Below are 25,651 nucleotides of genomic sequence, written 5' to 3'. Positions count from 1 at the left end.
TTGGGGTCAGACGTTCCACTTGCGTTCGGCGGACAGGCCGTTGCGCGGGTTCTCCTTGCGCGCGATGTCGTCCTCGTGGACGCGGTAGTAGACCCCCGGCACGCCTTCCAGGGCGGTGATCACGGCGTTCATGGCGCGGAAGCCCTCGCCGATCTCTTCCACCACGCGCTTGTCCACCGGCAGTCGCTCGTCGGAGATCTCCGCCAGGACGCGGATGGTCTCCTGCACCTTGACCATCGCGGTCGGCAGGTCCTCGATGAGGACCTGGAACTCCTCCATCTCGTCGGGGTCGAACTTGCTGGCCGCGAGGTACATCTCTTCCGCGGCGTCGGACAGGCGGGTGAACGCGGACATGCGGCCTCCAGTGCTGGTCTTGTCGGGGGAGGTCCGCCCGAGCGACACCCGGGCGGTACGGCGGCCGGCCTTGGCGTCGGCCCGCGCGGGCTTCGTGGCGGGGCGGCGGGGGTCGTTCACGCGCTCGCCCGGCACCGGGGTCTCGCCCGGCGCGGACTTGCCCAGGATCCGGGCGTCCCGGCGGGCGCGGGCCGCGCGGGCCCGCTCGGACAGGCGCCGCCACAGCCGCGCCCCGGCCCGCCACCCCTTGCGCGGCGAACGCCGGACCGCGCCCACGGCGAGACCGGCCAGACCCGCCGCGAGTCCGGCGGCACCCATGCGGGCACCGTGCCGCAGCGCCGACCTGCGCAGCGCACCACCCGGCCCCTTGGGTGCCTTCCGCGCCGCGCCGCCGGGCCGGTTGGGGGTGAGTCCGGCGGCGCGTTCGGCCTTGGCCACGCCCCGCGCGGCACGGTCCGCGCTGCGGCCCGCGGCGCGCTCGGCACGGCGGGTGCGCGCCTGCTGCGCCCGCGCCGCCGCACGCCCGACCGCACCGGCACCCTTGAGCGGTGTCATCCGGCCGCGCGTCCCTGCGGGCGACGTGGCCAGGGGCGACGACGCGTGCGCGTTCGGGCGGGAACGGCGGTGCCGCCCGATCCCCGCCCCGGGGCTGGACGTGCGCGCCGCCGGGCCGCCCGGACGGGATGTGCCCGAGGTCCGAGGGATGCGGGCCGCGCCCCGGGTGCCGGTGGTGGTCGGGCGCCCGGCCGCGGCCGTCAGGCCCCGGACGGCCCCCGCTGCCGGGGCACGGCCGACGGTACCCGCCCGTCGACGGGCCGCACTGCGGACCCGGCCCGCCATGGCGCCGACTCCGGCGGCGACGCCGACCGCGCCTACTACGGCCAGGCCCACCGGCCCGGTCACTGCCCCGACCACCCCGACGGCGTTCACCGTGCCGGTCAGCAGCGGCACCCCCGGCAGCGGCGGCGCCTCATCGGCCGGGGCCGCGGCGGTGGAGGGCTGGGGCGGCGGCGGGGGCGCGGTCACCAGGGCCAGCGTTGGCGCGTTGTCGAGTTCCGGGGGATCTGTCTGAACCGTCATGATGGGTGGGCCTCCTGCCCTGGTGGGAGAGCGGGCCGGGACGGCCGGACGCTGCCAGGCATCCCCGGCCGTCCCGGTTGGTGCAGTCGTGATCGGGCTGGAGCACAGCAGCCACGGCGCGCACCGCGTCCGCGGTGGCGTCGCCCGGCCGGTCGGCCACGGGCTACAGCTCGTTGCGGTCCAGGCTGAAGAACACGACGTTCCCGTCGGCGGCCTGCGGGTGCCGCTGCTCGAACGCGCTCAGGATCGCGACGTAGGCGTCCTGCCGCGTCCAGCCCGGCTCGGGGGTGAAGTCGCTGGCCCACGTGCCCGTGTAGATGCCGCTGGCGACCGGGCGCTGAACGGTGATGATGAACTGGTGGGTGCCCTGCGCGCCGCTCTGACAGGTGGACTGCGCGGTGATGGGGGTGGTCATGATCCGGCCCTTCGCCACAGGCGGATCCGGGACTGTCCCGGCTCCCCTTGGCGCCCGCCCCGATGCCGGGGTGATCGGGCGCCGCGGGCAGCCGTCAGCCGGTCGGCTCCAGCTCGAACACGGCGGCGCCGCTCTCGTGGCGGTCGCGCAGTTCCTGGTAGCGGGCGGTCACCCAGCCCACGGACCAGCCGGTGATCCGCGAGGCGGCGCGGACGGGTAGGTCCACCGTCCACGCCTTGACGATCAGGTCGCGAGCCTGCTCCTCGGGAAGCCTCTGGTCGGCGTCCGGGAGGCCCAGCAGCCACTGCCGCAGCGCCTCGCGCTGCCGCTCCTCCTGCTCGGCACGCTCCCGAGCCTGCCGCTCCACCCGCTCCTGCCGCTCACGCTCAGCGCGTTCACGCGCCTCGCGCTCAGCGCGCCGCCGGGCCTCCTGCTCGGCACGCTCGCGCGCCTCGCGTTCACGCGCCTCGCGCTGCTGTTCACGCTCCCGGGCTTCGCGTTCACGGGCCTCACGCTCGTGTTCACGAGCTACGCGGGACTGTTCACGCAGCACCGCAAGTTCGTGCTCGCGCGCCTGAGCGGCGAGCCGTTCAGCATGCTCCCGGGCCTCACGGTCCCGGCGCTCCGCACGGTCGCGTTCAGCCTCGCGCTCCTCGCGTTCACGGCGTTCACGCTCACGCTCAGCGCGTTCACGCGCCTCCCGCTCCGCCTGTTCCCGTTCCTGCTCGCGGATGTGGATCCGGGCCAGCGCGAGGCGGTAGCCGCGGCCGGCCTCGGACATCACGATCAGGATCAGCGGGGCCACGGCGTGCACGCCCATCCCGACCCAGTCCCGGTGCAGGGCCGAGTAGCCGGTGTTCAGGGCGAGCGTGCTCAGGCCGGTGAGCCAACGAAGGATCAGCGCCCACCCGCCGCCGCGCTCGCCAGCACGGGCGAGCGCGGCATCCATGCGGGTGACCACGATCACGGCCGTGTCCCCCACCAGCGGCAGCAGGGGCGCGGTCCACTCCCACCCAGGGGTGGAGTGCTCGCGGACCAGCGGCGTGACGGTGAGCACGGAGTACAGCACCATCCCGGCGACCACGATCCACGTGCCCGTGGTCAGCGTCCGCTCCAGCGCCTCCTTCTCTTCCGGGCTCACCTCTTCCTCCCCCGCGAGCCGCGCCGCGCGAGGGAGACCGTCAGCCCGACCCCTGCGGGGCCTGCGGTGAAGGCTGCCGCGGCGTTGACCAGGGTGAGCAGAGCAGCCACCAGCCCCACCAGCCCGGCCGCGGCGGCGAGTACCAGCAGCGCCACCAGGCCGACGTGTTCACGCCGGGCCCGGCGGCGCTCCTGCTCGTGAACGGCCGCGTGAACAGCCGCAGCAGCGGCGGCGGACAGCGTGAACGCCTCCCCGCCCGCCGTGCGCCCAGCGCCCGTCCGGGCAGTGAGCGCATCGTAGGTGGCACGGTCGGCGTGAACGGCCATCCCGCCCACCGTGAACGCCATCGGCTCCCCGCGGTCGGTGCTCATGCCGTCACCTGCGGCGCACGCCGGGCCGCGGCGGACAGCCGGGCCCGCTCGGTGAGCAGGCGGTGTTCCGCCCGCCGCAGCCGACGCGCGTCCAGCGGGTACACCGGGCGATCCAGCAGGCTGATCCGCACGTCCAACAGCTCAACCTCGGCCGCGATCACCGGGGCCTCCCGGTCGATGGCGTCCAGCTCAGCAGCCGTGGGCTCGCGCTCGAAGTCGTCGGTAACAATGGTCTGAAGTGCAGCGATGTGCACCATGGGTCGTGCCCCTCTCCACAGAGAAACGGCCCGAACAGCGGCTCCCGGGTGGCACCCCGGGAGCCGCGCGCCGTTGAAACCGGATCTTCCGGCTCCCCACGCCCCGCCCGTCCGGCCCACGCGCAGCACGCGGGGGTCGGACGGGCGAGGGAGGCAACCGGCCGCAGCGTCATCCTGCGAAACCGGACAGAGAGCGGACCGGGGTACCGCACGAGCGCCGTCGGCCGGTCCGTGACGGCGGCGCCCACAGATGTCGTCGCATCGCACCTCCTGACGGTTGAAGGAACAGGGGATCTCGCACTGCAAGGGGGATCTCGTCCCCACCCTCCGGCCGTTGCTCGCGGTCACCGGGCCACCTCGCCAGTCGGGCCGAAGCCCTGTCCCCTGGCCTTCAGCGGGATTGCAGCGTCCCCGCCTTGCGCCTCGGAGCAGCCCAAAGAAGGCCTCTCCATTGGCGCCATTGTCCGTACAATGGCTACAGACAGGATGTTGGCAGGAGCGACGGGAGGCGTCAAGCGCAATGGCCGCATTGACTGGACAATGCAGATGACCGGCGACTTTGATGGAGGCATGGCAGTGAGTCGTCTCGGGCGAAACCCGATGTACCAGCAGATTGCGGACGCGCTCCGTGAGCAGATCGTGGACGGAAGGCTCACGCCCGGAGCAAAGCTGCCCACCGAAGCGGAGCTTCGCGGCGCCTACGACGTGTCGCGCGAGACCGTGCGGAAGGCACTGGGGCTGCTCGTCAACGAAGGGCTGATCGTGTCGGCCCGCCCGCAGGGGCACTTCGTCCGGAAGCGGCAGCCGATGGTGTTCCGGCCGCAGGCCGAGTTCCGGAAGCGTCCCTACTCGCCGGAGATGGACGCGTTCATGACCGAGTTCTCAGCCGAGGGACGCGAGCCGCGGCAGGAGATCGAGGTAGCCATCGTGGAACCCCCGCACGAAGTGGCGAAGCGCCTGCACCTCGAACCCGGGGAGCTTGTCGCGGTCCGCAAGCGGGTGCGCTACCTCGATGGCGAGCCGTTCAACATCAACGACAGCTACTTCCCGCTCAGCATCGTCCGCGACTCGGAGATCATGCGACCCGAGGACATCAGCCGCGGCGCGAACGAGGTACTGGCCGAACTGGGGTATCGGCAGGTCCGCGCGCTCGATGAACTGTACGTGCGGATGCCTACCCCCGACGAGACGCACCGGTTGGACCTCGGGCCGGGTACTCCGGTGGGCTACCACCTGGTGACCGGGTACACCACAGAGGGCAAGCCTGTACGGGTCGCCATCACGGTGCTGCCGGGCGACCGGCACGTCATCACGTACGAGCGCCTACGCGAGGCAGGGAGCGAAGAGGCATGACGGAGCTGCGCATACGGCCGGCACGCCTTGACGAACTCGACACGGTCGAGAGCATCCTGCAAGCCGCCTCAGCATGGCTGGCGTCGCGGGGAATCGATCAGTGGCAGTACCCGCCGCATCGCGACCGCATCACGGCAGCGCTTCAGCGCGGCGAGTGCTTCCTCGTCTTCGCGGGTGAGCGGCCGATCGGCACCCTGCAAGTGGACACCTTCGCCGACCCGGAGTTCTGGACGGCACCCGAGGACCAACCGGACACAGCCCTCTACGTGCACCGGATGGCGGTACTGCGCGACGCAGCCGGTTCGGGCGCCGGCGCAGTCATGCTGGACTGGGCAGCCAAGCGCGCGGCTGACGCGGGCAAGGCGTGGCTGCGGCTTGATGCTTGGAAGGACAACCCGGGCCTGCATCGCTACTACAAGAACATGGGCTTCAGCCTGGTCCGGGTGGTGGACCTACCACACCGCCGGTCCGGAGCCCTCTTCCAGAGGCCGACCGGTCACACGGGTGACGCCAGCCACGGCGGCGCCGCTGACGAGTGAGCGGTCTCGGTGGTCTCAGTTCTGGTCTCATTCACTGACGGTCGCGGACGTTCAGCGCCGGTCGGCTCCCCCTGATCAGCCCAGCGAGAGAGCGGGCCGAACATCCCCGAACAGAGATACGCAGACCTCGAAAGCGTGTGAGGGGGCAACTCCTCCGTGGGTTCAAATCCCACCGCTACCGCTTCCCACCGGAACCCCGTGGGGCCGTCGCGCCCTACGGGGTTCCGGCGTTTCCGGGCCCGGATGCCGCGCGTGGCCGCCTCCACGGGAACGCTCCCGCCCCGTATGGCGACTCGCGGGGCTCACTTGTCCACCGTTCGCCCGTTCGACGGATAGACTCCCCCGGAACTGGGGACCGGGGAGGGGCCGGATGGCGAACGTCAAGAAGATCGCCACCTACTGCTTGATCATATTTGCGCTGTATACGATCATCTCGGATCCCGAGCGGGCGGCCGAACTCGTCCAGATGGGCTTCGAGGGCATCTCGGATGCGGCCAAGCAGATCGGCCAGTTCATGACGGAACTGGTGAACTGACCTCGCGGGGCACCCCGCACCGCGCCCCGCCGCACCCCCCGCCCGCGCCCCGCCGCGCCGCGCTCCGGAGCCGCCCCCGCCCGCCCGGAGCCCCGCCCGCCCCTTCCCGTGGCCCTCGCCGTCGAGCGAGGGCCACGGCGTTTCCGGGTCCCTCCCCCCAACAACACGGCACTTTGCGGTGCTTGCACACAGTCACACGTCTTGTGATGCTATGACCGGTTTTACCTGAGGCGCGGCGAACAACGCCATGGCACGGTCCGACGAGGGGTGGCATGTCCGTATCGGCCAGTACCGCACCGACCGGCTCTCACGAGGTCGAGTCCCCGTCCGAGGACCCCGCCGCCGAACCGGCCCCCGACGACTGTGTGTACGGCGCCGGGGCGGGCCCGGGTCCGCGTCCCGGCCCGGGGCGCCGCCGGGTGCCCAAGGCCAGCACCGTCGACGCCCGCGCCCTCACCCGGGTGCTGTTCGAGAAGCTGGGCCGCCTGGAGCCGGGCACACCGGAGCACGCCCGGGTGCGCGACGCGCTCATCGAGGTGAACCTCCCCCTCGTCCGCTACGCCGCAGCCCGCTTCCGCAGCCGCAACGAGCCCATGGAGGACGTGGTCCAGGTCGGCACGATCGGCCTGATCAACGCGATCGACCGGTTCGACCCCTCCCGCGGGGTGCAGTTCCCCACGTTCGCCATGCCCACCGTGGTGGGCGAGATCAAGCGGTACTTCCGGGACAACGTGCGCACCGTGCACGTCCCGCGCCGGCTGCACGAGCTGTGGGTGCAGGTGAGCGGGGCCATCGAGGACCTCACCGTGGCGCACGGCCGCTCGCCGACGACCGGGGAGATCGCCGCGCGCCTGCGCATCGGGGAGGAGGAGGTGCTCTCCTGCCTGGAGGCGGGCCGGGCGTACCACGCCACCTCGCTGGAGGCGGCGCAGGAGGGCGAGGGCTCGCAGGCGCTGCTGGACCGGCTCGGCTACGAGGACCCGGCGCTCGCCGGGGTGGAGCACCGGGACCTGGTGCGGCACCTGCTGGTGCAACTGCCCGAGCGGGAGCGGCGGATCCTGCTGCTGCGCTACTTCGGAAACCTGACCCAGTCGCAGATCAGTGCGGAGCTGGGGGTCTCACAGATGCACGTCTCGCGCCTCCTGTCCCGAAGTTTTGCGCGGTTGCGCTCCGCAAATCCGATCGAACCATAGTGGAACGGAGTGAATCGACAGTCCGATATTTGTCGATTTGACGTTACAGCCTGTTGCCGACCTATGACATTCCGCAGGATCCGCGTTTGACGGGGGCCAGGCTCCGGTATTCCAGTGGAGGCAGCTCGATCGCACAGCCGTGATCGACAAAGCGACCTCAAGAGGGGGTGGCATGTCCGCACAACTGGGCAGCCCGACGACGGTTCCCGCCACTCGGCCCGCGCCGTCGTACGACAGCGAGGCCATCGACACCCGCACCTTGTCCCGCTCCCTGTTCCTGCGGCTCGCCGAACTCACGGAGGACTGCGCCGAGCGCACCTACGTGCGCGACACGCTGATCGAGCTCAACCTGCCCCTCGTCCGCTACGCCGCCGCCCGCTTCCGCAGCCGCAACGAGCCGATGGAGGACATCGTCCAGGTCGGCACGATCGGACTGATCAAGGCGATCGACCGCTTCGACGCGACGCGGGGCGTGGAGTTCCCCACGTTCGCGATGCCCACGGTGGTGGGCGAGATCAAGCGGTTCTTCCGGGACACGAGCTGGTCGGTGCGGGTGCCGCGCCGCCTCCAGGAGCTGCGCCTGGCGCTGACCAGGGCGAGCGACGAGCTGTCCCAGCAGCTCGACCGCTCCCCCACGGTCGCCGAGCTCGCCGCGTGCCTCGGGGTGTCCGAGGAGGACGTGGTGGACGGCCTCGCGGTGGGCAACGCCTACACCGCGAGCTCCCTGGACTCCCCGCCGCCCGAGGAGGACGGCGAGGGCTCGCTCGCCGACCGGCTCGGCTACGAGGACTCCGCGCTCGAGGGCGTGGAGTACCGCGAGTCGCTCAAGCCGCTGCTGGCGAACCTGCCGCCGCGCGAGCGCCGCATCATCATGCTGCGCTTCTTCAGCAATATGACGCAGTCGCAGATCGGCGAGGAGGTCGGCATCTCGCAGATGCACGTCTCCCGGCTGCTCACCCGCACCCTCGCCCAGTTGCGGGAGGGCCTGATCGCCGAGGCCTGACAGGCGCGGGAACCCCGTGCCGGCCACCTCCCCCATCTGATGGAGCGTCAGTAAACTGGCCCTCCCAGCATGCGCTGCCGCGCCGGCGCGAACGGCCGTTCCGGCCGGGGCCGCCGGTACGGCGTCAGGGAGGTGGCCTCGTCATGCGACGCCGAGCCGGCACGAGGCGTGGGCTCCTGTCCGCGGGAACGGCGGCCGCGGTGTGCGCGGCCCTGCTCACCGGGTGCGGCGGGACCGGTGAGGGCTATCTGGCCGACGGCACCCGCGACGGCGCCTCGGCCACGCCCGTGCCCCCGCGGGACGGTGTGGAGATGGTGCCGCTGGACGGCGCGCCGGACGCGGACGCGAGGGCGCCCGGGCGGGGCGGCGGATCCCCGGACGCGCCCCGGGAGAGCGCGCGGGGCCCGCGCCCCGGCGCCGGTCCCGGCGGCTCGGCGACGCCCGTGGACGAGGTCGCCCCGGAGGGCGGCTCAGGGGGCGCACAGGGGGGCGCACGGCCGGGGGACGGTTCCGGCGGGGGGAGCGCCGGCGGATCGGGCGGCGCATCGGGCGGCGGGCCGTCGAACGGATCCGGCGGAACGGGCGGCTCGGCGAGCCCGGGTGGCACCGGCGGCCCGGGGGACGCGGGCGGCTCGGGCGGGCACGGCGGCTCCGGCGAGCCCTCGGGGCGGCCGTCCGGCGGCCCCGGCTCCGGCTCCCCGTCGTCCCCGTCCGCGGGCCCGGCCAGGCTGACGGTGGGCGAGCCGGAGCGCGCCCCGGCCGCGGACCGGTGGTGCGAGTACGTGACGGTGGCGCTCGGCAACGACGGCGGGAGGCCGGTCACCGCGGGCACGATCACCTTCCGCACCCATGTCATCGACGCCCTGGACATCGACTGGGCCACCGTCGAGACCGAGGGGGCGCTGCCCGTCCCGATCGAGGCGGGCGCGCGCAGGAGGCAGACGTGGCACGTCTGCCTGGAATCGTGGCGGGTGCCGCTGGGCATGCGCGTCGAAACCCAGGACGTCGAGGTCGACTGGGAGTGAGCGCGGTTCGGCGCGCGAGGCGACACCGCCCACGGGCACACGGCGCCGCACGGCTCATTCGGCGGGAATGCTTCGCCAAATAACCCGTATTTTCAGATTGTCTATTCAGCCCGTATTTCCCGCCCCTGGTGCCGGAGGCACCGGAACGCCGGAAGCGCGGGGAACGCCGCGGGCACCCGCCGGCTCAGCCCAGCGCGAGCCACAGCACGGCCGCGACCACCACCGCGGTGATCACCGCCATCAGGACGATCAGGCCGGTGCGGGAGCGCTCGTTGGCGGCCTGCGCGGGGGCGTTCGCCCCCTCGTCGACGAACGCCCGGAACATCTGGGTGCTGCCGGCGGGGTCGTAGTCGTTGTCAGCCATGGGACGGGACTCTAACGAACCCGTGCGGGCATCGGAACACCGGCTTCCCCACAGTCGTTGCACCAGAACATGAGAAACATCGGTACTTCCGACCTCAGAGTGCATCCCCTGGCCCTGGGCGGGAACGTCTTCGGCTGGACGGCCGACGAGCGGCAGTCCTTCGCGGTGCTCGACGCGTACGCGGAGGCGGGCGGCAACTTCATCGACACCGCCGACATGTACTCGTTCTGGGCGCCGGGCAACCCCGGGGGCGTGTCGGAGACGATCATCGGCCGCTGGATGGCGGCGCGCGGCAACCGCGACGCGATGGTGGTGGCCACGAAGGTCGGCGGCCACCCCGACCTCAAGGGTCTCTCCGCGACGACGATAAAGCGGGCGGCGGAGGAGTCGCTGCGCCGCCTGGGCACCGACCGCATCGACCTCTACTACGCGCACTACGACGACCCGGACACGCCGCTGGAGGAGACCCTGGCCGCGTTCGACCAACTGGTGCGCGAGGGCAAGGTGCGCCACCTCGGGGCGTCCAACTTCACGGGCGCGCGCCTGGCCGAGTCGCTCGCGGTGGCCGAGCGCGAGGGCCTGGCCAGGTACGTGGCCGTGCAGCCGCACTACAACCTGGTGCACCGGGAGGAGTACGAGCGGGGGGTGCGGGACGTCGCCGCGTGCAACGGCCTGTCCGCGCTGCCGTACTACAGCCTGGCGGCGGGGTTCCTGACGGGGAAGTACCGGCACGGCGTGGACGTGGACAGCCCGCGCGCGGGCGGGGCGGGCAAGTACCTGGACTCCGACCGCGGGCAGCGCGTGCTCGCCGCGCTCGACCAGGTGGCCAGGGAGCGCGGGGCGGAGATCGCCACGGTGGCGCTGGCCTGGCTGAAGGACCAGCCGACCATTGCCGCGCCGATCGCCAGCGCGCGCGAGGTCGCGCAGCTCCCGGCGCTGCTGGCCGGGGTGTCCCTGGAGCTGACCAGGGACGAGCTCGCGGTGCTGGACAAGGCGTCCGCCTGAGCGACTGACCCGCGGGTCCACGGGCCCGGTCCGCCTCGCCCCTCCGCACGGGGACGGGGCGGACCGGGCCCGTTGCGCGCGCTTGACCCGCTTGACCGGGGCGGGGGAGAGGCTTTTCCGCCCCTTTACCGCCCCCCACCCGATACAACTTGCCTGTAGCAACCAATCGCTTTATGGTTGCTCAAGGCAACTACCAAGGGAGCCTCCCGCCCCGGACGAAACCCGGCGGCGGACAGCCCCCGAAGAACAGCACCCCGGGACGGCACCGGAAGAGCAGCACCGGACCGCCGCCGTCGGCCACGGCCGGGCGGCACCCACGGACACGGACGGAAGCGGAGAGGAGTGGCGGACATGCCGGCACGCACCCCCCACGCCGAGCTGGCCACCCAGCTCACCGCCTTCGGCGCGGTGCGCCGCGGCCTGGCCCGCGCCATGCCGCCGGACTGCCAGCTCACCACGCTGGCGGTGCTCGGGCTGCTGAGCGACCAGGGCGACATGCGCATGAGCCGCCTCGCCGACCTGCTCGGCACCGACCTGTCCGTCGCCTCGCGCCAGGTCGCGCACCTGGCCGAGCGCGGCTGGATCGAGCGGGACCCGGACCCGGCCGACCGCCGCTCGCGGATCCTGCGCGTGACCACGCTCGGCCGCCTGGCCCTGGAGCGGGCGCACGAGCGGTACACCGAGGTGCTCGCCCACCAACTGGACGAGTGGCCCGACGAGGACGTCACCCGGCTCGCCGAGCTGCTCGCCAGGCTCCGCGCGAGCTTCGACCACACGGCGCCCGCGGGGCGGGTCCTGGAGTGGCGGACGGGGGACGCGGACGGCCCGGCACGGGCCCCGCGGCCCGCCGCCGGCCCGGCGCCCGGCCCCCTTCCGGCGGGTGCCGCCGACTGAGGAGCCCCCGGAGGGCTCCGCCCGGGGACGCCGCCGGGCCCCGAATCGGGCCGCGGCGCCCCGTCCCCGTCCCCGACGCGACACGTCGCGGGGCACACCTGCCGCGCGACCGCACAGGACGCAAGCAGAAACGGTTCGATCGAGAGACGCGAGAGACGAAGAAGCGAGATGACAGCGACCGCAACGAGTAAGGCCGAAGAGCTGGGCGAGACGCAGCCCCCCATGACGCACCGGCAGATCATGGAGGCGCTGTCCGGGCTGCTGCTCGGCATGTTCGTGGCGATCCTGTCGTCCACGATCGTCTCCAACGCCCTGCCGACGATCATCCACGACCTGAACGGCAGCCAGACCTCCTACACCTGGGTGGTCACCGCCACCCTGCTGGCCATGACGGCCTCCACCCCGCTGTGGGGCAAGCTGGCCGACCTCGCCAGCAAGAAGGTCCTCGTCCAGACCGCCCTGGTGATCTATGTGCTGGGCTCGGCGGCCGCGGGCCTGTCCGAGAACACCTCCATGCTCATCGGCGCCCGCGCGGTGCAGGGCATAGGCGTCGGCGGCCTCAGCGCCCTGGCGCAGGTCATCATGGCGGCGATGATCTCCCCGCGGGAGCGCGGCCGGTACAGCGGCTACCTGGGCGCGGTCTTCGCGCTGGGCACCATAGGCGGCCCGCTGATCGGCGGCGTCATCGTGGACACCGACTGGCTCGGCTGGCGCTGGTGCTTCTACGTCGGCGTGCCGTTCGCCGTGCTCGCCCTGATCGTGCTCCAGAAGACCCTCCACCTGCCCGTGGTCAAGCGCCGGGTGAAGGTGGACTGGGCCGGCGCCACCCTGATCACCGCCTCGGTGTCGCTGCTGCTGATCTGGGTGTCCCTCGCGGGCGACCAGTTCCCGTGGTCGTCGTGGCAGACCTGGTCCATGACCGGCGGCGCCGTCCTGCTCGGCCTGCTGTTCGTGCTGGTGGAGACCAGGGCGAGCGAGCCGGTGATCCCGCTGCGCCTGTTCCGCAACCGCACGGTGACGCTGGCGACCGTCGCCAGCCTGATGGTCGGCGTGACGATGTTCGGCTCCACGGTGTTCCTCAGCCAGTACTTCCAGTTGGCCAAGGACGAGTCGCCGACCAGGGCCGGCCTGATGACGATGCCGATGATCCTCGGCCTGTTCCTGTCCTCCACCGTCTCCGGTCAGATCATCACCAGGACCGGTCGCTGGAAGGTGTTCCTGGTCGTCGGCGGCGTCTTCCTCACCGCCGGGTTCGGGCTGCTGGGCCTGCTGCGCACCGACACCGACTACACGGTGGTCGCCGCCTGGATGTTCCTGGCCGGCATCGGCCTCGGGATGACCATGCAGAACCTGGTGCTCTCCGTGCAGAACCAGGTGGCCCCGCACGAGCTCGGCGCGGCCAGCTCCGTGGTGGCGTTCTTCCGCTCCCTCGGCGGCGCGATCGGCGTCTCGGCGCTGGGCGCGGTGCTGAGCACCAAGGTGCAGGACTACATCGCGGAAGGGCTGCGCGAGGCGCGCGTCGAGGCGCCCGCCGGGTCCGGCGGGGGCATCCCGGACCTGGACAAACTGCCTGAGCCGTTGCGCCGCGTGGTCATGGACTCCTACGGTCACGGCATGGGTGACGTGTTCATGTACGCAGCGCCGTTCGCGCTCCTCGCCCTGATCGCCATGCTGTTCATCAAGGAGGTGCCGCTGCGCGGCAGCAAGCGGGCCGGGGAAGCGGGCGAGCCCGCCGCCGAGACCGAGCCCGCCACCGCCGCGGCCCCCGCGCTCGAGGTGACCGCGGAGACCGTCCCCGCCCAGGTCAACGGCGGCAGGCACGCGGGCGCCCACCGGGACCGGCTGGTCTCCGTGGCCGCCTCCCCCGCCGGCAGGCACTCCGGCCGTCCGTCCGCCGCGGCCTCCCCCGCGACGGACACCGTGACCGGCACGGCCACGGGCACGGCCACGGCATCCGCCGGCGGCGGCCCGGCCGCCACCCGCCGCGTCCACGGCACCGTCAGCGGCGCCGAGGGCACCCCGCTGTCCCGGGCCACGCTCACCCTGATCGACCTCAGCGGCCGCCAGCTCGGCCGCGCGGTGACCGCCGAGGACGGCGCGTACAGCCTGGCCACGACGGCCACCGGCGCGGTCGTGCTGATCGCGGCGGCCGACGGCCACCAGCCGCACGCGGCCACGGTCGTCCTCGCGGACGGCTCGATCGAGCACGACCTGGTGCTCACCGGCACCGCCGGGCTGGCCGGGACGGTGCGCAGCGCCGCCGACGGCTCCCCGGTCGCGGGGGCCACCACCGTCGTCACCGACATGCGCGGAGAGGTGCTCGCGGCGAGCCGGACCGGCGAGGACGGCGCCTACCGGTTCGAGGAGCTGGTCGCGGGCCAGTTCACCCTCGCGGTGAGCGCGGCGGCGTTCCGCCCGGCCGCCCTGCCCGTGCAGGTCAGCGGTACGGGCGTCACCCGGGCCGACGTGGAGCTGCGGCCCGCCGCCAGCCTGCGGGGCACGGTGCGCGTCAAGGCGTCGTCCGAGCCGCTGGCCGACGCCAGGGTGACGCTGGTCGACGCGGCGGGCAACGTGCTGGCCGTGACCGCGACGGGGCCCGACGGCGCCTACGCCTTCACCGACCTGGAGGCGGGCGAGTACACCGTGATCGCCAGCGGCTACCCGCCCGTCGCCACGGCGCTGACCGTGCAGGGCGAGGGGGTCGAGGCGTTCGACCTGGACCTCGGCCACGACTGACGTCCTTTCGGTGAGCCTCCCGCCGCATCACCCGCCGCCGGTTCGGCGGGTGGGGCGACGGGTGGGCGGGTGAGCCGCGGAGGGCACCCGCCCGGCGACGGGGGCAGGGGACGGCGCCCGGTCGCGCCGCGGGGCAAGGGACGGCCCCTGGCGCGGCCGGGCGCCGGCAGTGACGCGGCCGGCGCTCCGGCCACCACCACGAGACGAGCGGAAAGAAGAGCCATGGCACTGCGCGGCAAGGTCCGCACCAAGGACGGCTGGGCGATCCGCCACGCGGCCGTCACCGTCACCGACACCTCCGGCAACCAGGTGCTGCGCGGCGAGGCCGACGCGGACGGCGAGGTGCTGTCGGACAGCCCGCTGACGCCCGGCGTCTACACGGTGATCGTGACCGCGGCCGGGTACGCCCCCACCGCGTCCACCGCGCTCATCGGCCCGTCTGGGCTGGCGGACCTGGGCACGGTGACGCTGGAGCGGCTCGGCGGCGGCGAGCTGCCCCCGCCCGGCACCTGGACCGTCGATCCGGCGCACTCCTCCATCGGGGTGGTGGCCAGGCACCTGGGGATATCCAGCGTGCACGGACGGTTCGGGACGTTCGGCGCGACGCTGGAGATCGCCGCGGGCAACGTCGAGGACTCCACCGTCAGCGCCACCATCGAGGCCGCGAGCATCGACACCGGCAACAAGATGCGCGACGACCACCTGCGCTCCCCCGACTTCCTCGACGTGGCCGCGCACCCGCTGATCACCTACTTCGGGTCCCGGGTGACCCCGGTGGGCGGCGACTCCTGGACGGTGCACGGCGAGCTGACCATCAACGCCATCACCCGGCCCGTCGACCTGGACCTGACCTATCTGGGGACGGGCCCCGACCCGTGGGGCGGGGAGCGGGCCGCGTTCCGGGCGACGACCGAGCTGAAGCGGTCGGACTTCGCCATGAACTACAACCAGGTGCTCCAGGCCGGCATCGCCGCGGTCGGCACCACGCTGCGGGTGGAGCTGGACATCCAGGCGGTGCGGGGCGAGCTGCCGATGTGACGGCGGCCGGCCGGCACCGGCCGCGCCCTGCCGCCCGGGGCGACCGCGCCGGGCGGACCGCGCGGCCGGCTCCCCGGGCGGCGCCGCGGCCCGTCGTAGGCTGCTCGCCATGGCACCGAACATCGCGATGAACCGGCGGGTCACCCTGCCGGAGCTGCTGGACTTCGTCCGCCCCCGGCACCGGGCGGTCCTGCTGACCACGCGCGCCGACGGCCGGCCCCAGGGCTCCCCCGTGGCCTGCGGCGTGGACGGCGAGGGACGGATCGTCGTCTCGACGTACCCGGACCGCGCCAAGGCCCGCAACGCGCGGCGCGACCCGGCGGCGAGCGTCGTCGTCCTGTCCGACGAGTGGGACGGCCCCTGGGTGCAGGTGGACGGCACCGCCGAGGTGATCGACCCGCCGGAGTCCGTCGAGCCGCTGGTGGAGTACTACCGCTGCATCGCGGGGGAGCACCCCGACTGGGACGAGTACCGGGCGGCGATGCTCAGGCAGGGCAAGTCGCTGCTGCGCCTGACGCCGCGGCGGTGGGGGCCGGTGGCGACGGGCGGCTTCCCCTCGCGGCTGTTCGCGGGGGACGGGGAGTCCGGCTCCTGAGCCCTCCCGCCACGGGCCCGGGGAACAGGGGCGCTACCGCGCGCCCCGCTCCCCGTACCGCTCGACCATCACCTCGACACCGGCGATGACGGTGTCGAGGGCGAACAGGAAGTCCCGCTCGCGCCCCTCCTCGAAGTCCACGGCGGCGCGGTCCTGCATGATCGAGCGCTGCTCCGCCCAGTCCGGGTTGTCGAGCAGCGGCTCCAGGACGCTGTTGAACAGCTCGTTCTGGGTGACGCCCGCCTCCCTGACCTGCTCCAGCCAGCGGCTCTCCACGGTGGCGCAGCCGAAGGTGAACTGGAAGACGGCGGACAGCGCCGCGGGCGACCGCTGCCGCGGCAGGCCCGCCCGGTCCATGATCCGCAGCAGCGTGGAGGAGATGTCGCGGGCCCGGGGGCCCAGGTTGAGGTAGTCGCCGAACAGCCGGGCCGCCCAGGTGTGGGCCAGCAGCGCCCCGCGGTACGCGCGGGCGATCTGCCGCAACTGCTCCCGCCAGTCGCCGTCCGCGTCCGGGTCGGGCAGCGCGACCTCGGCCTGCACCGCGTCGAGCGCCATCTCCAGCAGGTCGTCCTTGTTGTCCACGTACCAGTAGACGGACATGGCGCTCACGCCGAGCTCGGCGGCGAGGCGGCGCATGGAGAACTTGGCCAGCCCCTCGGCGTCCAGCAGCCGGATCGCGGCGGCCACGATCCGCTCCCGGTCGAGGCCGGCGGGCGCGGCGCGGCGCGCGGGCCTGCGCTCGTTCAGCCACACGCTGGCCCGCGGCTGGCCGGCCCGGCTCACGCTCACGTCCCGTCTCTCCTCGGCTCCTCGGATTCCCGGTGTCGGACGCGGCGGCCGTGCCCTTCTCCGTGCGCACCGGCCGCGCGGTTCACGAGCTTAGGCGCTCACACCGCGCCCGCGACCTCCTCCGCCCGCGCCCGGCCGGAGCGCGCCCCGGCCCGGTCGGCGCGGTGCAGCAGGAACCCGGCCAGCAGGCCCCCGGCGAGCACGGCGGCGGCGCCGATGAGCTGGCTGGTGGTCAGGCCGGAGACGAACGCGTCCCGCACCTGCTCGCGGGCGCCCGCGTCCGGCGCCGCCTCGAGCGCCTCGGGCAGCGAGTCCGAGGCACCCGCGCCGACGGCGGCGGGCAGCAGCGCGGCGAACCGGGAAGACAGCACCGCGCCGAGCACCGCCACGCCGAGCCCGTTGCCGAACTCGGCCAGGGTGCCGTTGACGCCCGCCCCGGTGCCGGCGCGCTCCACCGGTATGGCGCTCATGATCGCCTCGGCCATGGCGGGCTGGGACAGCGCCACCCCGGCGCCGATCAGCACCAGACCGAGCAGGGTGCCCGCGTAGCCGTCCTCGCCGGTGACGGCCACCGCGGTCAGGCCCCCGGCGAGCAGCGTCATGCCGAGCAGCACCGCGCCCGGCGCGCCGAGCCCCCGGGTGAGCCGGGCGCCCACGCCGAGCAGGTTGAGCACGACGATGGTCACCGCGAGCGGGGCGATGCGCAGGCCCGCCTCCAGCGGGTCGTAGCCGAGCACGAACTGGAGGTGCTGGGTGAGCAGGAACAGCGATCCGGCCATGCCGAACGCCACCAGCACCCCGCCGGAGACCGCGCCGGTGAAGCGGCGGTCGTGGAACAGGCGCACGTCCAGCATGGGCTGCTCCACGTGCCGCTCCCACAGCCCGAACGCGATCAGGGCGATCACGCCGACCCAGGCGGAGCCGAGCACCGTGCCCGAGGTCCAGCCCTCCTCGGGGCCGGAGATGACGGCGTAGACCAGGCCCACCATGCCGATCGTGGACAGCACCGCGCCGGGAGCGTCCGGCCGGTGCCCCCGGGGGTTCCGCCACTCGGGGACCAGCCGGGCCACGGCGAGCAGGGCCAGCGCCGAGACGGGGATGTTGACCAGGAACACCGACCCCCACCAGAAGTGCTCGAGCAGCACCCCGCCGAGGACGGGCCCGCCGGCGAAGCCGAGTGAGAGCACGCCGGCCCAGATGCCGATGGCGCGGGTGCGCTCCTCCTCGTCGAAGATCCGCATGACGACGGCGAGGGTGCTGGTCATCAGCAGCGCCCCGCCGACGCCCATCCCGGCCCGGGCGGCGATGAGCTGCTCCGGAGTCTGCGCGAACGCGGCGACCGCGGAGCCCACGCCGAACACGGCGACCCCGCCGAGCAGCGCCTTCCGCTGCCCGAAGCGGTCGCCGAGCGAGCCCGCGGTGAGCAGCAGCCCCGCCTGGACCAGCGCGTAGGCGTTGATCATCCACTGCACCTCGGCGGTGGACGTGCCTAGCTCGCCGGTGAGGGAGGGGATGGCGACGTTGAGGATCGTGTTGTCCAGCAGCGCGGTGAGGTGCGCGAGGCAGATCACGCCCAGGATCAGCCAGCGCTGGGGGTGGCGGGTGGTCATGAGGGCTCCAGACGGACGCGGCGGGCTTCCGGTGCTCTGCGCAGGGCCTCTTCCAACGCGGGAGGGGACTTTTACGGTGTACGAGAACGGCTGCTCGTACACCGTAAAACCTCCCTCGTACGCTGTAAAGCGCAATCTCGTGCAACGCGAGAGCCACCCCGCCCGGCCGCGCGCCCCCGCCACCGCCGCACCCCGCCCACCGCGGCCGTCAAGAGCGGAACATCCGCCTCCGCTCCCTGTCCGGAGTTGGCCTTTCATCCAGTTCGGCGGATGGACCATCATGAGCTGGGTGTACGAAATCTTCGGAACCGTGAACGACGACGACAGCCTCGCCGCCGCCGTGCACGCCGCGCGACACGGCTCCGAGGATGGCTTCCGCCTCGTGTACCGGGCCCTCCAGCCCGGCATCCTGCGCTACTTACGGACTCTCGTCGGTGAGGAGGCCGAGGACGTGGCGGCGGACACGTGGATACAGATCGTGCGCGGCCTCGCCGGCTTCGAGGGCGACGCGGACGACTTCCGCGCCTGGACGACCACCATCGCGCGCAACCGCGCCATCGACCACGTCCGCAGGGTGCAGCGGCGCCCGGTCGCGGACGCGCCCGTGGAGGAGCTCGTCGTCTCCCGGCCCGCCGCCGAGAACACCGCGGAGGAAGCGCTCGCCTCCATCGGCACCGACGAGGCCCTCGCCCTGCTCGCCGGGCTGCCCCGGGACCAGGCCGAGGCGCTGGTGCTGCGCATCGTGCTCGACCTGGACGTGGAGACCACGGCCCGGATACTCGGCAAGCGCACCGGCGCCGTGCGCTCCGCCGCCCACCGGGGCCTGCGCCGGCTCGCGAAGCAGCTCACGGCGCGGGCCCCCGAGGCCCGCGCGGCCTCCCGTTCCCTCGCGACGGGAGCCCGGACGACGACACTGAACGACACGCCATGAGCGCGGACCACCCCCGGCGCACCGACCCGCGCACCACGCCCGCGGAGGAGCTGCTGCGCGAGGCCGGAGTCGAGTGCGAGGCGGAGCGGGAGGCCCTCGCCGACCTGATCGCCGCCGCGGCGGCACCCGGCCGCGCGGGCGAGCTGACCGGCGAGCAGGCCGCGCTCGCCGCCTTCCGCCGGGCGCACACCGGCGGCCGGGAGCGCCCCCGGCGGTTCGGGCCGCGTCACCCCCGGATCGCCTTCATCGGCACGGCCGCGGCCGTCGTCACCGCGTTCGCGCTGGTCGTGGGCGGCGGCCTCCCCAACGAGCAGGACGGGGCCGCGGCCCCCGCGCCCCCCGCCGCCTCCACCGCCCCCGGCACCCCGCCCCCCGCCACCGACCGCCCCCTGATCGACCGCGCCCCCGCGCCCGGCCAGCCGCCGGACCTGCTCGAACTGTGCGGCGAGTACCTGGCCGCCCCCGACGCGCTCAGCTCCGCGGAGCTGGAACGCCTGGCCACCGCGGCGCGCGTCACCCGGGACCCGGAGGACGACGAGGAGGAGATCGGCCGCTACTGCGACCACCTCACGGCCCGGGCCTGAGCGCCGAAACCCGTCCCGTCCCCCATAATCCCCTCATGCGTCTCCCCCCGGACGAATCCCGCCGCCGCTTCGCCACCGCCCGGGTCGCCCGGCTGGCCACGGTCAACGGCGCGGGACAGCCCCACCTGGTGCCGGTGGTGTTCGCCGTGGACGCGGACACCGTCCACTGGGCGGTGGACGGCAAGCCCAAGACGGCCCACCACCTGCGGCGCCTGCGGAACATCTCCGAGAACCCCAACGTGTGCCTGCTGGCCGACCACTACGCCGACGACTGGACGCACCTGTGGTGGGCCAGGGCCGACGGCGCCGCCACCGTCCTCACCGCCCCGGCGGAACGCACCCGCGCCCTCACCCTCCTGGCGCACAAGTACCCCCAGTACCAGCACCACCTCCCCGAGGGCCCGGTGGTGGCGGTGGAGGTGACCCGCTGGTCGGGGTGGGCCGCCTAGGCCGGCTCCCACCCGTGCTGGAGGTAGACGGTGTCGCCCGTCCCCAGGGCCCGCGCGCAGGCGGCGACCCGGCGTGCGGTGTGGGGTGCCAGCAGGACGGGCCACTGCGCGGGCGGGGCCATCCGCCAGTCGGTCAGCTCCTCCGCGGGCAGCCGCACCCGCCGCCGCACCCACTCCTCGGTGACCGGCCCCCCGTCGAACACGAACACCACCAGCGGCAGCCGCTCCGCCCGCCCCGGCACCCAGTCCACCCCGAGCAGCCGCCCCCGGCCCAACTCCAGGTCCAGCTCCTCCTTGACCTCGCGCCGGGCCGTCTCCCACGGGAACTCCCCCGCCTCCATCGCCCCGCCCGGGACCTCCCAGGTCCCCTCCCGATAGGCGGGCTTCACCAACAGCACCCGCCCCGCCTCGTCATGGAACAGCACCCCCGCCCCGGCGATGCTCCGGGGCAGCGACGCGTAGTACTCGGCGGGGGGCAGCGGGGGAGTCGTCATATGACGGAACGCTAGGCGCCGAACTCGTACTCGAGGATGTAGGAGGACGCGTCCAGCGTCATCAGATTCACCTCGACGGGCGAGCCGCCCGCCGTGTACGCGGTACGGCACAGATCCACGACCGGCGTCCCCGCCGGAAGCGCCAGACGCGCGGACTCCTGAGCCGTGGGCATCCTGCACCTCACCTCCTCCCGAAACCGCACCGGCTCGTGCCCGAGCTCGGCGAGCCGCGCGTAGATCCCGCCGTCGGGTGTCGGCCGCTCCTCCACCTCGACCTCGTCAACGATCAAGTCCCGGCCCTCGGTGTCCGTGGACCAGATGGACCGCCCCGTTCCCCACTGTTCCCGGCTCAGCCGCCGGAGGCCGCTCCGCCGCAGCGGCCGGAACGCCCGGACGAAGACGCCCGCCCCCTTGCGCGACTCCACCAGCCCCGGACCACCACGTCCGCCCGGGAGGCGGGGTCGGTCGTGGCGAGGTAGTGGTCCTCGGCGGCACGCCAGCGCAGGATCCACTCCTCGGAGTTCTCACCGCGGGCCCGTAGCCGCTCCAGACAGACCTCGCGGGGCGTGTCCACGTACACCGTCAGGTCGTACAGGTCCGCCAGCTCAGGACGGGCCGCGTACACGCCCTCCACCACGACCAAGCCACCGGGTGCGACCTCCGCCCGCTCCCCCAGGTCCCCGCTTCCCCAGTCGTACCGCCGGTACCGCACCGGGCCGCCGCCGTCGCGCAGGGGCCGCAGCACCTCGGCGGCCAGCCGCTCCCAGTCGAAGTACCACCGATACCCGCCCTCGGCGTCCAGCTCCCGCCGCTCCGCCTCCGGCATCGGCCGGTAGAAGTCGTCCCCGTGCACCAGCCGGACCCCGGCCACCCGGCGGGCGACTTCCCGCGCCAGGGTCGTCTTGCCCGAGCCCCCCGCCCCGTCGACCGCCACGATGCGTGTCCCCGCACCGGCCAGCCGACCGACGGCGTCCAGCACCTCCGTCGGCGGCGGCTTTTCCGTCGTCATGCGAGGGCTCCGTCCTGTCCGGTGGCCCATGATCGCCGTACAACGACAGAGGGGCCGCTCACCAACGCTGGTGAGCGGCCCCTCTGTCTGCTGCGCGCTCGGCAGGACTCGAACCTGCAACCTTCTGATCCGTAGTCAGATGCTCTATCCGTTGAGCTACGAGCGCTTGCTCGGCCTTGCTGCGGTTTCTCGCCGCTCGGCGTTGCGGGGACAACATTACATGAGCGGTGGCCGGACATGAAATCGAGTATTCGGGGGTGCGAGGGGGTGCGAGGAGAGGGGCCGGAGAACGCCGCAGCCCCGGCGGCCGGGGGCCGACGGGGCTGGGTGGAGTGCGGAGGCTCCGGGATTTGAACCCGGGAGGGGGTTGAAGCCCCCAACCGCATTAGCAGTGCGGCGCCATAGACCAGACTAGGCGAAGCCTCCTCGCACACGACCGCGTGCGCGATGTGTGTGATGCAGATGATGGCACAGCCTGTGCGAGTGCCACCAACCAGAAGCCTACGGTACTCGCACGGTAGTCGGCACAGCAAAAACCGGGGGCCCGCGGGGGCGCGGCGCGGGGGGATTGGCGGCGGTGCGGCGGGGAGACAGCCGTACACTCCCCTAGTGACATGCCTGGGGGGAGCGGCGAAGATAGGCCGTCGGCGCAGGGGTCGTAGCTAGGGAGGACGCGTCGTCGTGAGCAGCAGGCCATCCCGAGGCGCTGCTCGCCTCGCAGCCATACTCGACGCCCTCCCTGACGCGTTGCTGCTGGTCAACTGCAACGGCACGGTGGTCAACGCCAACGCGATAGCGCTGGAGACGTTCGAGACTCCGGGCACCGCCCTGGTGGGGCGGGGGCTGCTGGATCTGCTGCCGTCGTTCGACAGCAAGCGGATCCCCGGAGGCATGCGGCGCGCGGACGAGCCGGTGGTGGGCCGTACCCGGCCGACCCGCATGATCGCGCGCAGGACGGACGGGGTGGAGTTCCCCGTCGAGGTGACCAGCGCGAACCTGGAGGACGGCCGCACCCCGTACGCCCTGCCCGACCACTACACCGGCGACGAGCTGCTGATGCTGGTGGTGCGGGACCTGACCGGCACCCTCGACACCGAGGCGGAGCTGGCCCGGCAGCAGCGGCAGACGGAGATGATCCTGCGGGCCGCCGCCGAGGGCGTGGTGGGCGTGGACATCGAGGGGAAGGTCGTCCTGGTCAATCCGTCGGCGGCGCAGATCCTCGGGTTCCGGGCCAGTGACCTGGGCGGCCAGGAGCTGCACCCGCTGATCCACCACTCGCGGCCGGACGGCTCGCCGCTGCCGGCGGAGGAGTCGCCGCTGACCGACACCCTGCGCTCGGGCCGCAAGCACCGGGTGCGGGGCAGTGTGCTGTGGCGCAAGGACGGGCAGCCGGTGCCGGTGGACCTGACCACGGCGCCGGTGCGGGACGGGGATCAGTTGGTCGGCGCGGTGATGACGTTCACCGACCGGTCCCGCCTGGACGAGCTCACGGCCCGGAACGAGCAGTTGCGGGCGGTGCTGGAGACGTCGCTGCTCGGGCCGCTGGTGGAGCTGCGGCAGCAGTTGGCCGGGCTGGCCGACGACTCCGCCGGGCAGTTGTGGCCCGAGGCGAACCAGATCCTGCACCACCTGGCCGCCGGCTACGGCCGCATCACCACGCTGCTGGACAACGTGCTGGCCTTCCAGCGCCTGGAGAGCGGCGAGGAGCGGCTGGACCGGCAGCCGGTGGGCCTGGACAAGGTGGTCGCCGCCGGGGTCGAGGGCGCCGTCGAGCTGATCGGTCCCGGCCGGGCCCAGTACGCGGTGCACGCGCCGCCCGTGGAGGTGGTCCTCGACGGGGAGCGCATGGCGCAGGCGCTGGCGCACCTGATCGCGGACACCGTCGGGGTGGACGCCACCGGGACGAGCGCCACCGGGGACTCCACGGTCGTGGTGGCGGCGGCGCAGCGCGGCGATGTGGCCCGTATCGAGGTGCGGGGTCCGCAGAGCGGGGGGCACCCGGTGCACCTGCCGATGGCGCGCGGCGTCGTGGAGCGGCACGGCGGGGTGCTCCAGGTGCACGAGGTGCCCGGCGGGCAGGGCAGCGCCTACGTGGTGGAGGTGCCCGTCGGCCCGGACGGCGCCGGGTCCGAGGACGGGGCGCCGCAGGGCGGCACGGCGGAGCCGACCCCGAGCAGCGGCACCACGGTGATGCCCGTCCCGGCGGAGCCGATGCGCGGCACCGCCCCCGCGCAGGCGCCCGCCCCGGAGCGCAGGACGGACCGGCCGCCGCGGCAGCGGCAGGCCCCGCCGGAGGGCGCGCTGGCGCTGCCCGCGGGTCCTTCGGGTGAGCTGACCCCGGTGGCCGCCCCGGCGCTGCCAGCGGTGCCGGAGCAGCCGACGGGGCGGCGACGCGCGTTGCGCCCGGCCGACCCGCGGGGGCTGCCCGAGGGCGCGGCGGCCGCGGTGCCCGCGCCGCAGCCGGTGCCCGCGGACGGGTCCGGCGCCGAGCAGCGGGCGGCCACGGGACGGCGGGGCAGGCGGGCGCTGCCCCAGGCCCCGGCGCAGCCCGCGGACGGGCCGCCGTTCGCGATCCCGGCGCAGGTGCCGCCGTACGAGGTGAGCGTGCGCACGCTGGGGCAGGGGGTGCCGCTGGCCCCGCCCGCGGGTGACGGTTCCACGGGCGGGCAGAACGTGCTGGTGCCGGCGCCCTCGGGGCGGCGGCGCAAGCTGGCGGCGCCGGAGAACCGGCCGGTGCGGGCGCCGGGGGAGCAGGGCCCGCCGCCCGCGTCCCGGCGCGTCCCCGCGGGGGGCGGCGGCCCGGTGGACGTGAGCGACGGGCGGGGGTTCGCGACGGGGGCGGGGGCGGCCGACGCCCCGGCGGCACCCGAGGGCGCGGAGGCGCAGACGGGTCCGGCGGCGCAGACGGGTCCGGCGGCGCGGCAGGGCCCGGCGGCGCAGCAGGGCTTCCCTGAAAGGGCGGTGGCGGGCGACGGAATGCAAAGCAGCAGCCCGCAGGGCTTCCCTGAAAGGGCGGTGGCGGGCGACGGGCGGGCGTTCACGATAGGCGCCCCCGCCGAAGGCGCCGAGGGGCCGGAGCACCTGGACGAGGTGACGTCCGTGGCGGAGCCCGACGACCCGGACGAGAGCCACCCGCGGCGGCTGCTGGTGTGGCCGGAGCCGGACGTCTCGACCCGGCAGGCGCTGACCGAGCGCGGCTACCGGCCGGTCATCGTGCGGTCGCGCGAGGAGGTGGACGCGCAGGTCGCGGAGTTCCCGGCGGCGCTGTTCGTCGATCCGCTGACCGGCCCGATCACCCGGACGGCCTTGCAGTCGCTGCGGACGGCCGCGGTGGCGGCGGAGGTCCCGGTGCTGGTGACGGCGGGGCTCGGGCAGGCCACCAGGGAGGCGGCGTACGGGGCGGATCCGGCGGTGCTGCTGAAGGCGCTGGCGCCGCGGGACGGTGAGCCGGTGCCGCCCCGGGTGCTGCTGGTCGAGGGGCACCAAGACATCGCGGCGGCGTTCACGGCGACGCTGGAGCGGCGCGGGATGATGGTGGCGCACGCCCCGTCGGACGCGGACGCGGTGGCGGCGGCCGAGCAGGTGCGGCCGAACCTGGTGGTGATGGATCTGATGCTGATCCGGCGCCGCCGGGTGGGGATCGTGGACTGGCTGCGCGGCAGCGGGCAGCTCAACCGCACCCCGCTGGTCGTCTACACCTCGGTGGACATCGACCCGAACGAGCTGCCGAGGCTGCGGTCCGGGGAGACGGTGCTGTTCCTGGCGGAGCGTTCCACCAGCCCCGATGTGCAGCGGCGGATCGTGGACCTGCTGGGGAAGATCGGCTCCCGGCTGCCGGGGCGCTGAGCGGGCCCCGGCGGCCGGAGGGGCTGCCGGGGCGCGGGGCG

General features: G+C 73.9%; 25 protein-coding genes, 2 tRNA genes and 1 pseudogene. 15 read left to right on the top strand and 13 right to left on the bottom strand.

Features of this window, described 5'->3' with window-relative positions:
• Positions 1-6: 6 nt before the first annotated feature.
• The 5 genes from ACYVO2_RS00415 to ACYVO2_RS00395 all read right to left on the bottom strand — a co-directional run bounded on the left by ACYVO2_RS00415 (position 7) and on the right by ACYVO2_RS00395 (position 3,618).
• Positions 7-1,434 (bottom strand): hypothetical protein, encoded by a 1,428-nt coding sequence (locus tag ACYVO2_RS00415; RefSeq protein ID WP_461005457.1) that lies wholly within the window; start codon positions 1,432-1,434, stop codon positions 7-9.
• A 163-nt stretch (positions 1,435-1,597) separates the two neighbouring features.
• On the bottom strand, positions 1,598-1,849 hold the full coding sequence (locus ACYVO2_RS00410; protein ID WP_461005456.1) for a hypothetical protein: 252 nt from the start codon (positions 1,847-1,849) through the stop codon (positions 1,598-1,600).
• A 94-nt stretch (positions 1,850-1,943) separates the two neighbouring features.
• Positions 1,944-2,990, bottom strand: a complete 1,047-nt coding sequence (locus tag ACYVO2_RS00405) for a DUF2637 domain-containing protein (protein WP_461005455.1) — start codon at positions 2,988-2,990, stop codon at positions 1,944-1,946.
• Positions 2,987-3,361, bottom strand: a complete 375-nt coding sequence (locus tag ACYVO2_RS00400) for a hypothetical protein (RefSeq protein ID WP_461005454.1) — start codon at positions 3,359-3,361, stop codon at positions 2,987-2,989. Before ACYVO2_RS00400 ends, ACYVO2_RS00405 begins: the two co-directional genes overlap by 4 nt.
• A complete protein-coding gene (locus ACYVO2_RS00395) occupies positions 3,358-3,618 on the bottom strand; it encodes a DUF6284 family protein (RefSeq protein ID WP_461005453.1) in 261 nt (86 codons plus the stop codon). The genes ACYVO2_RS00400 and ACYVO2_RS00395 overlap by 4 nt, the downstream gene beginning before the upstream one ends.
• Before the next feature lie 471 nt (positions 3,619-4,089).
• Between ACYVO2_RS00395 and ACYVO2_RS00390 the strand changes: the two genes are divergently transcribed.
• The 6 genes from ACYVO2_RS00390 (at position 4,090) to ACYVO2_RS00365 (ending at position 9,266) form a co-directional block, all read left to right on the top strand.
• Entirely contained in the window at positions 4,090-4,971 is an 882-nt protein-coding gene (locus ACYVO2_RS00390) for a GntR family transcriptional regulator (protein WP_461005452.1), read from the top strand.
• Positions 4,968-5,510 carry a GNAT family N-acetyltransferase gene (locus ACYVO2_RS00385; RefSeq protein ID WP_461005451.1) on the top strand — a complete coding sequence of 181 codons (543 nt, stop codon included), beginning with the start codon at positions 4,968-4,970 and terminating at the stop codon, positions 5,508-5,510. The genes ACYVO2_RS00390 and ACYVO2_RS00385 overlap by 4 nt, the downstream gene beginning before the upstream one ends.
• A 370-nt stretch (positions 5,511-5,880) precedes the next feature.
• Positions 5,881-6,045 carry a hypothetical protein gene (locus ACYVO2_RS00380; RefSeq protein ID WP_461005450.1) on the top strand — a complete coding sequence of 55 codons (165 nt, stop codon included), beginning with the start codon at positions 5,881-5,883 and terminating at the stop codon, positions 6,043-6,045.
• A gap of 272 nt (positions 6,046-6,317) precedes the next feature.
• The gene (locus ACYVO2_RS00375) at positions 6,318-7,238 is read left to right on the top strand and encodes an RNA polymerase sigma factor SigF (RefSeq protein WP_461005449.1); all 921 of its coding nucleotides are present in this window, start codon (positions 6,318-6,320) and stop codon (positions 7,236-7,238) included.
• Between the two features lie 172 nt (positions 7,239-7,410).
• Positions 7,411-8,241, top strand: coding sequence for an RNA polymerase sigma factor SigF (locus ACYVO2_RS00370; protein ID WP_461005448.1), 831 nt, complete (start codon positions 7,411-7,413; stop codon positions 8,239-8,241).
• 143 nt (positions 8,242-8,384) lie between these two features.
• Positions 8,385-9,266 (top strand): hypothetical protein, encoded by an 882-nt coding sequence (locus ACYVO2_RS00365; RefSeq protein ID WP_461005447.1) that lies wholly within the window; start codon positions 8,385-8,387, stop codon positions 9,264-9,266.
• Positions 9,267-9,450: 184 nt separating this feature from the next.
• Here the strand turns inward: ACYVO2_RS00365 and ACYVO2_RS00360 are convergent, their stop codons facing one another.
• A complete protein-coding gene (locus ACYVO2_RS00360; protein ID WP_461005446.1) occupies positions 9,451-9,630 on the bottom strand; it encodes a hypothetical protein in 180 nt (59 codons plus the stop codon).
• A 69-nt stretch (positions 9,631-9,699) separates the two neighbouring features.
• On the opposite strand from ACYVO2_RS00360, the gene ACYVO2_RS00355 reads away from it, so the two are divergent.
• The 5 genes from ACYVO2_RS00355 to ACYVO2_RS00335 all read left to right on the top strand — a co-directional run bounded on the left by ACYVO2_RS00355 (position 9,700) and on the right by ACYVO2_RS00335 (position 15,898).
• Positions 9,700-10,635, top strand: a complete 936-nt coding sequence (locus ACYVO2_RS00355) for an aldo/keto reductase (RefSeq protein ID WP_461005445.1) — start codon at positions 9,700-9,702, stop codon at positions 10,633-10,635.
• 351 nt (positions 10,636-10,986) lie between these two features.
• Positions 10,987-11,529 carry a MarR family winged helix-turn-helix transcriptional regulator gene (locus tag ACYVO2_RS00350; protein WP_461005444.1) on the top strand — a complete coding sequence of 181 codons (543 nt, stop codon included), beginning with the start codon at positions 10,987-10,989 and terminating at the stop codon, positions 11,527-11,529.
• Between the two features lie 138 nt (positions 11,530-11,667).
• Complete coding sequence (locus ACYVO2_RS00345) at positions 11,668-14,265, top strand: MFS transporter (RefSeq protein WP_461005751.1); 2,598 nt, start codon at positions 11,668-11,670, stop codon at positions 14,263-14,265.
• Positions 14,266-14,487: 222 nt separating this feature from the next.
• A complete protein-coding gene (locus tag ACYVO2_RS00340; RefSeq protein ID WP_461005443.1) occupies positions 14,488-15,303 on the top strand; it encodes a YceI family protein in 816 nt (271 codons plus the stop codon).
• Between the two features lie 109 nt (positions 15,304-15,412).
• Positions 15,413-15,898: a PPOX class F420-dependent oxidoreductase gene (locus ACYVO2_RS00335; RefSeq protein ID WP_461005442.1), complete on the top strand. Its 486-nt coding sequence runs from the start codon at positions 15,413-15,415 to the stop codon at positions 15,896-15,898.
• A gap of 33 nt (positions 15,899-15,931) precedes the next feature.
• Here the strand turns inward: ACYVO2_RS00335 and ACYVO2_RS00330 are convergent, their stop codons facing one another.
• Both ACYVO2_RS00330 and ACYVO2_RS00325 read right to left on the bottom strand, forming a co-directional pair.
• Positions 15,932-16,687 (bottom strand): TetR/AcrR family transcriptional regulator C-terminal domain-containing protein, encoded by a 756-nt coding sequence (locus ACYVO2_RS00330; RefSeq protein WP_461005441.1) that lies wholly within the window; start codon positions 16,685-16,687, stop codon positions 15,932-15,934.
• 98 nt (positions 16,688-16,785) lie between these two features.
• Positions 16,786-18,297: an MFS transporter gene (locus ACYVO2_RS00325; protein WP_461005440.1), complete on the bottom strand. Its 1,512-nt coding sequence runs from the start codon at positions 18,295-18,297 to the stop codon at positions 16,786-16,788.
• A 280-nt stretch (positions 18,298-18,577) separates the two neighbouring features.
• Here ACYVO2_RS00325 and ACYVO2_RS00320 point away from each other — a divergent pair, with 280 nt between their 5' ends.
• Genes ACYVO2_RS00320 through ACYVO2_RS00310 form a run of 3 tightly spaced genes read left to right on the top strand, consistent with a single transcriptional unit; the run spans position 18,578 to position 20,261 of the window.
• Positions 18,578-19,228: an RNA polymerase sigma factor gene (locus tag ACYVO2_RS00320; protein WP_461005439.1), complete on the top strand. Its 651-nt coding sequence runs from the start codon at positions 18,578-18,580 to the stop codon at positions 19,226-19,228.
• Positions 19,225-19,812 (top strand): hypothetical protein, encoded by a 588-nt coding sequence (locus tag ACYVO2_RS00315; RefSeq protein WP_461005438.1) that lies wholly within the window; start codon positions 19,225-19,227, stop codon positions 19,810-19,812. Before ACYVO2_RS00320 ends, ACYVO2_RS00315 begins: the two co-directional genes overlap by 4 nt.
• A 35-nt stretch (positions 19,813-19,847) precedes the next feature.
• Entirely contained in the window at positions 19,848-20,261 is a 414-nt protein-coding gene (locus ACYVO2_RS00310; RefSeq protein ID WP_461005437.1) for a TIGR03668 family PPOX class F420-dependent oxidoreductase, read from the top strand.
• Here ACYVO2_RS00310 and ACYVO2_RS00305 read toward each other — a convergent pair.
• From ACYVO2_RS00305 to ACYVO2_RS00285, 5 genes and pseudogenes are all read right to left on the bottom strand, one after another.
• Complete coding sequence (locus ACYVO2_RS00305; RefSeq protein WP_461005436.1) at positions 20,258-20,755, bottom strand: NUDIX domain-containing protein; 498 nt, start codon at positions 20,753-20,755, stop codon at positions 20,258-20,260. The two genes, ACYVO2_RS00310 and ACYVO2_RS00305, sit on opposite strands and share 4 nt — an antisense overlap.
• A gap of 11 nt (positions 20,756-20,766) precedes the next feature.
• A complete protein-coding gene (locus ACYVO2_RS00300) occupies positions 20,767-21,267 on the bottom strand; it encodes a UTRA domain-containing protein (RefSeq protein WP_461005435.1) in 501 nt (166 codons plus the stop codon).
• A pseudogene (locus tag ACYVO2_RS00295) lies at positions 21,249-21,764 on the bottom strand (uridine kinase family protein); the annotation flags it as partial. The pseudogene ACYVO2_RS00295 and the gene ACYVO2_RS00300, both read right to left, overlap by 19 nt.
• A gap of 93 nt (positions 21,765-21,857) precedes the next feature.
• Positions 21,858-21,930, bottom strand: a tRNA-Arg gene (locus tag ACYVO2_RS00290).
• Positions 21,931-22,099: 169 nt separating this feature from the next.
• A tRNA-Ser gene (locus ACYVO2_RS00285) sits at positions 22,100-22,190 on the bottom strand.
• A gap of 255 nt (positions 22,191-22,445) precedes the next feature.
• Between ACYVO2_RS00285 and ACYVO2_RS00280 the strand changes: the two genes are divergently transcribed.
• Positions 22,446-25,610: a response regulator gene (locus tag ACYVO2_RS00280; RefSeq protein WP_461005434.1), complete on the top strand. Its 3,165-nt coding sequence runs from the start codon at positions 22,446-22,448 to the stop codon at positions 25,608-25,610.
• The last annotated feature ends 41 nt before the right edge of the window (positions 25,611-25,651 follow it).

It is taken from the genome of Streptomyces capparidis (assembly GCF_054782095.1).
This window is presented reverse-complemented; position numbering and strand designations above follow the sequence as displayed.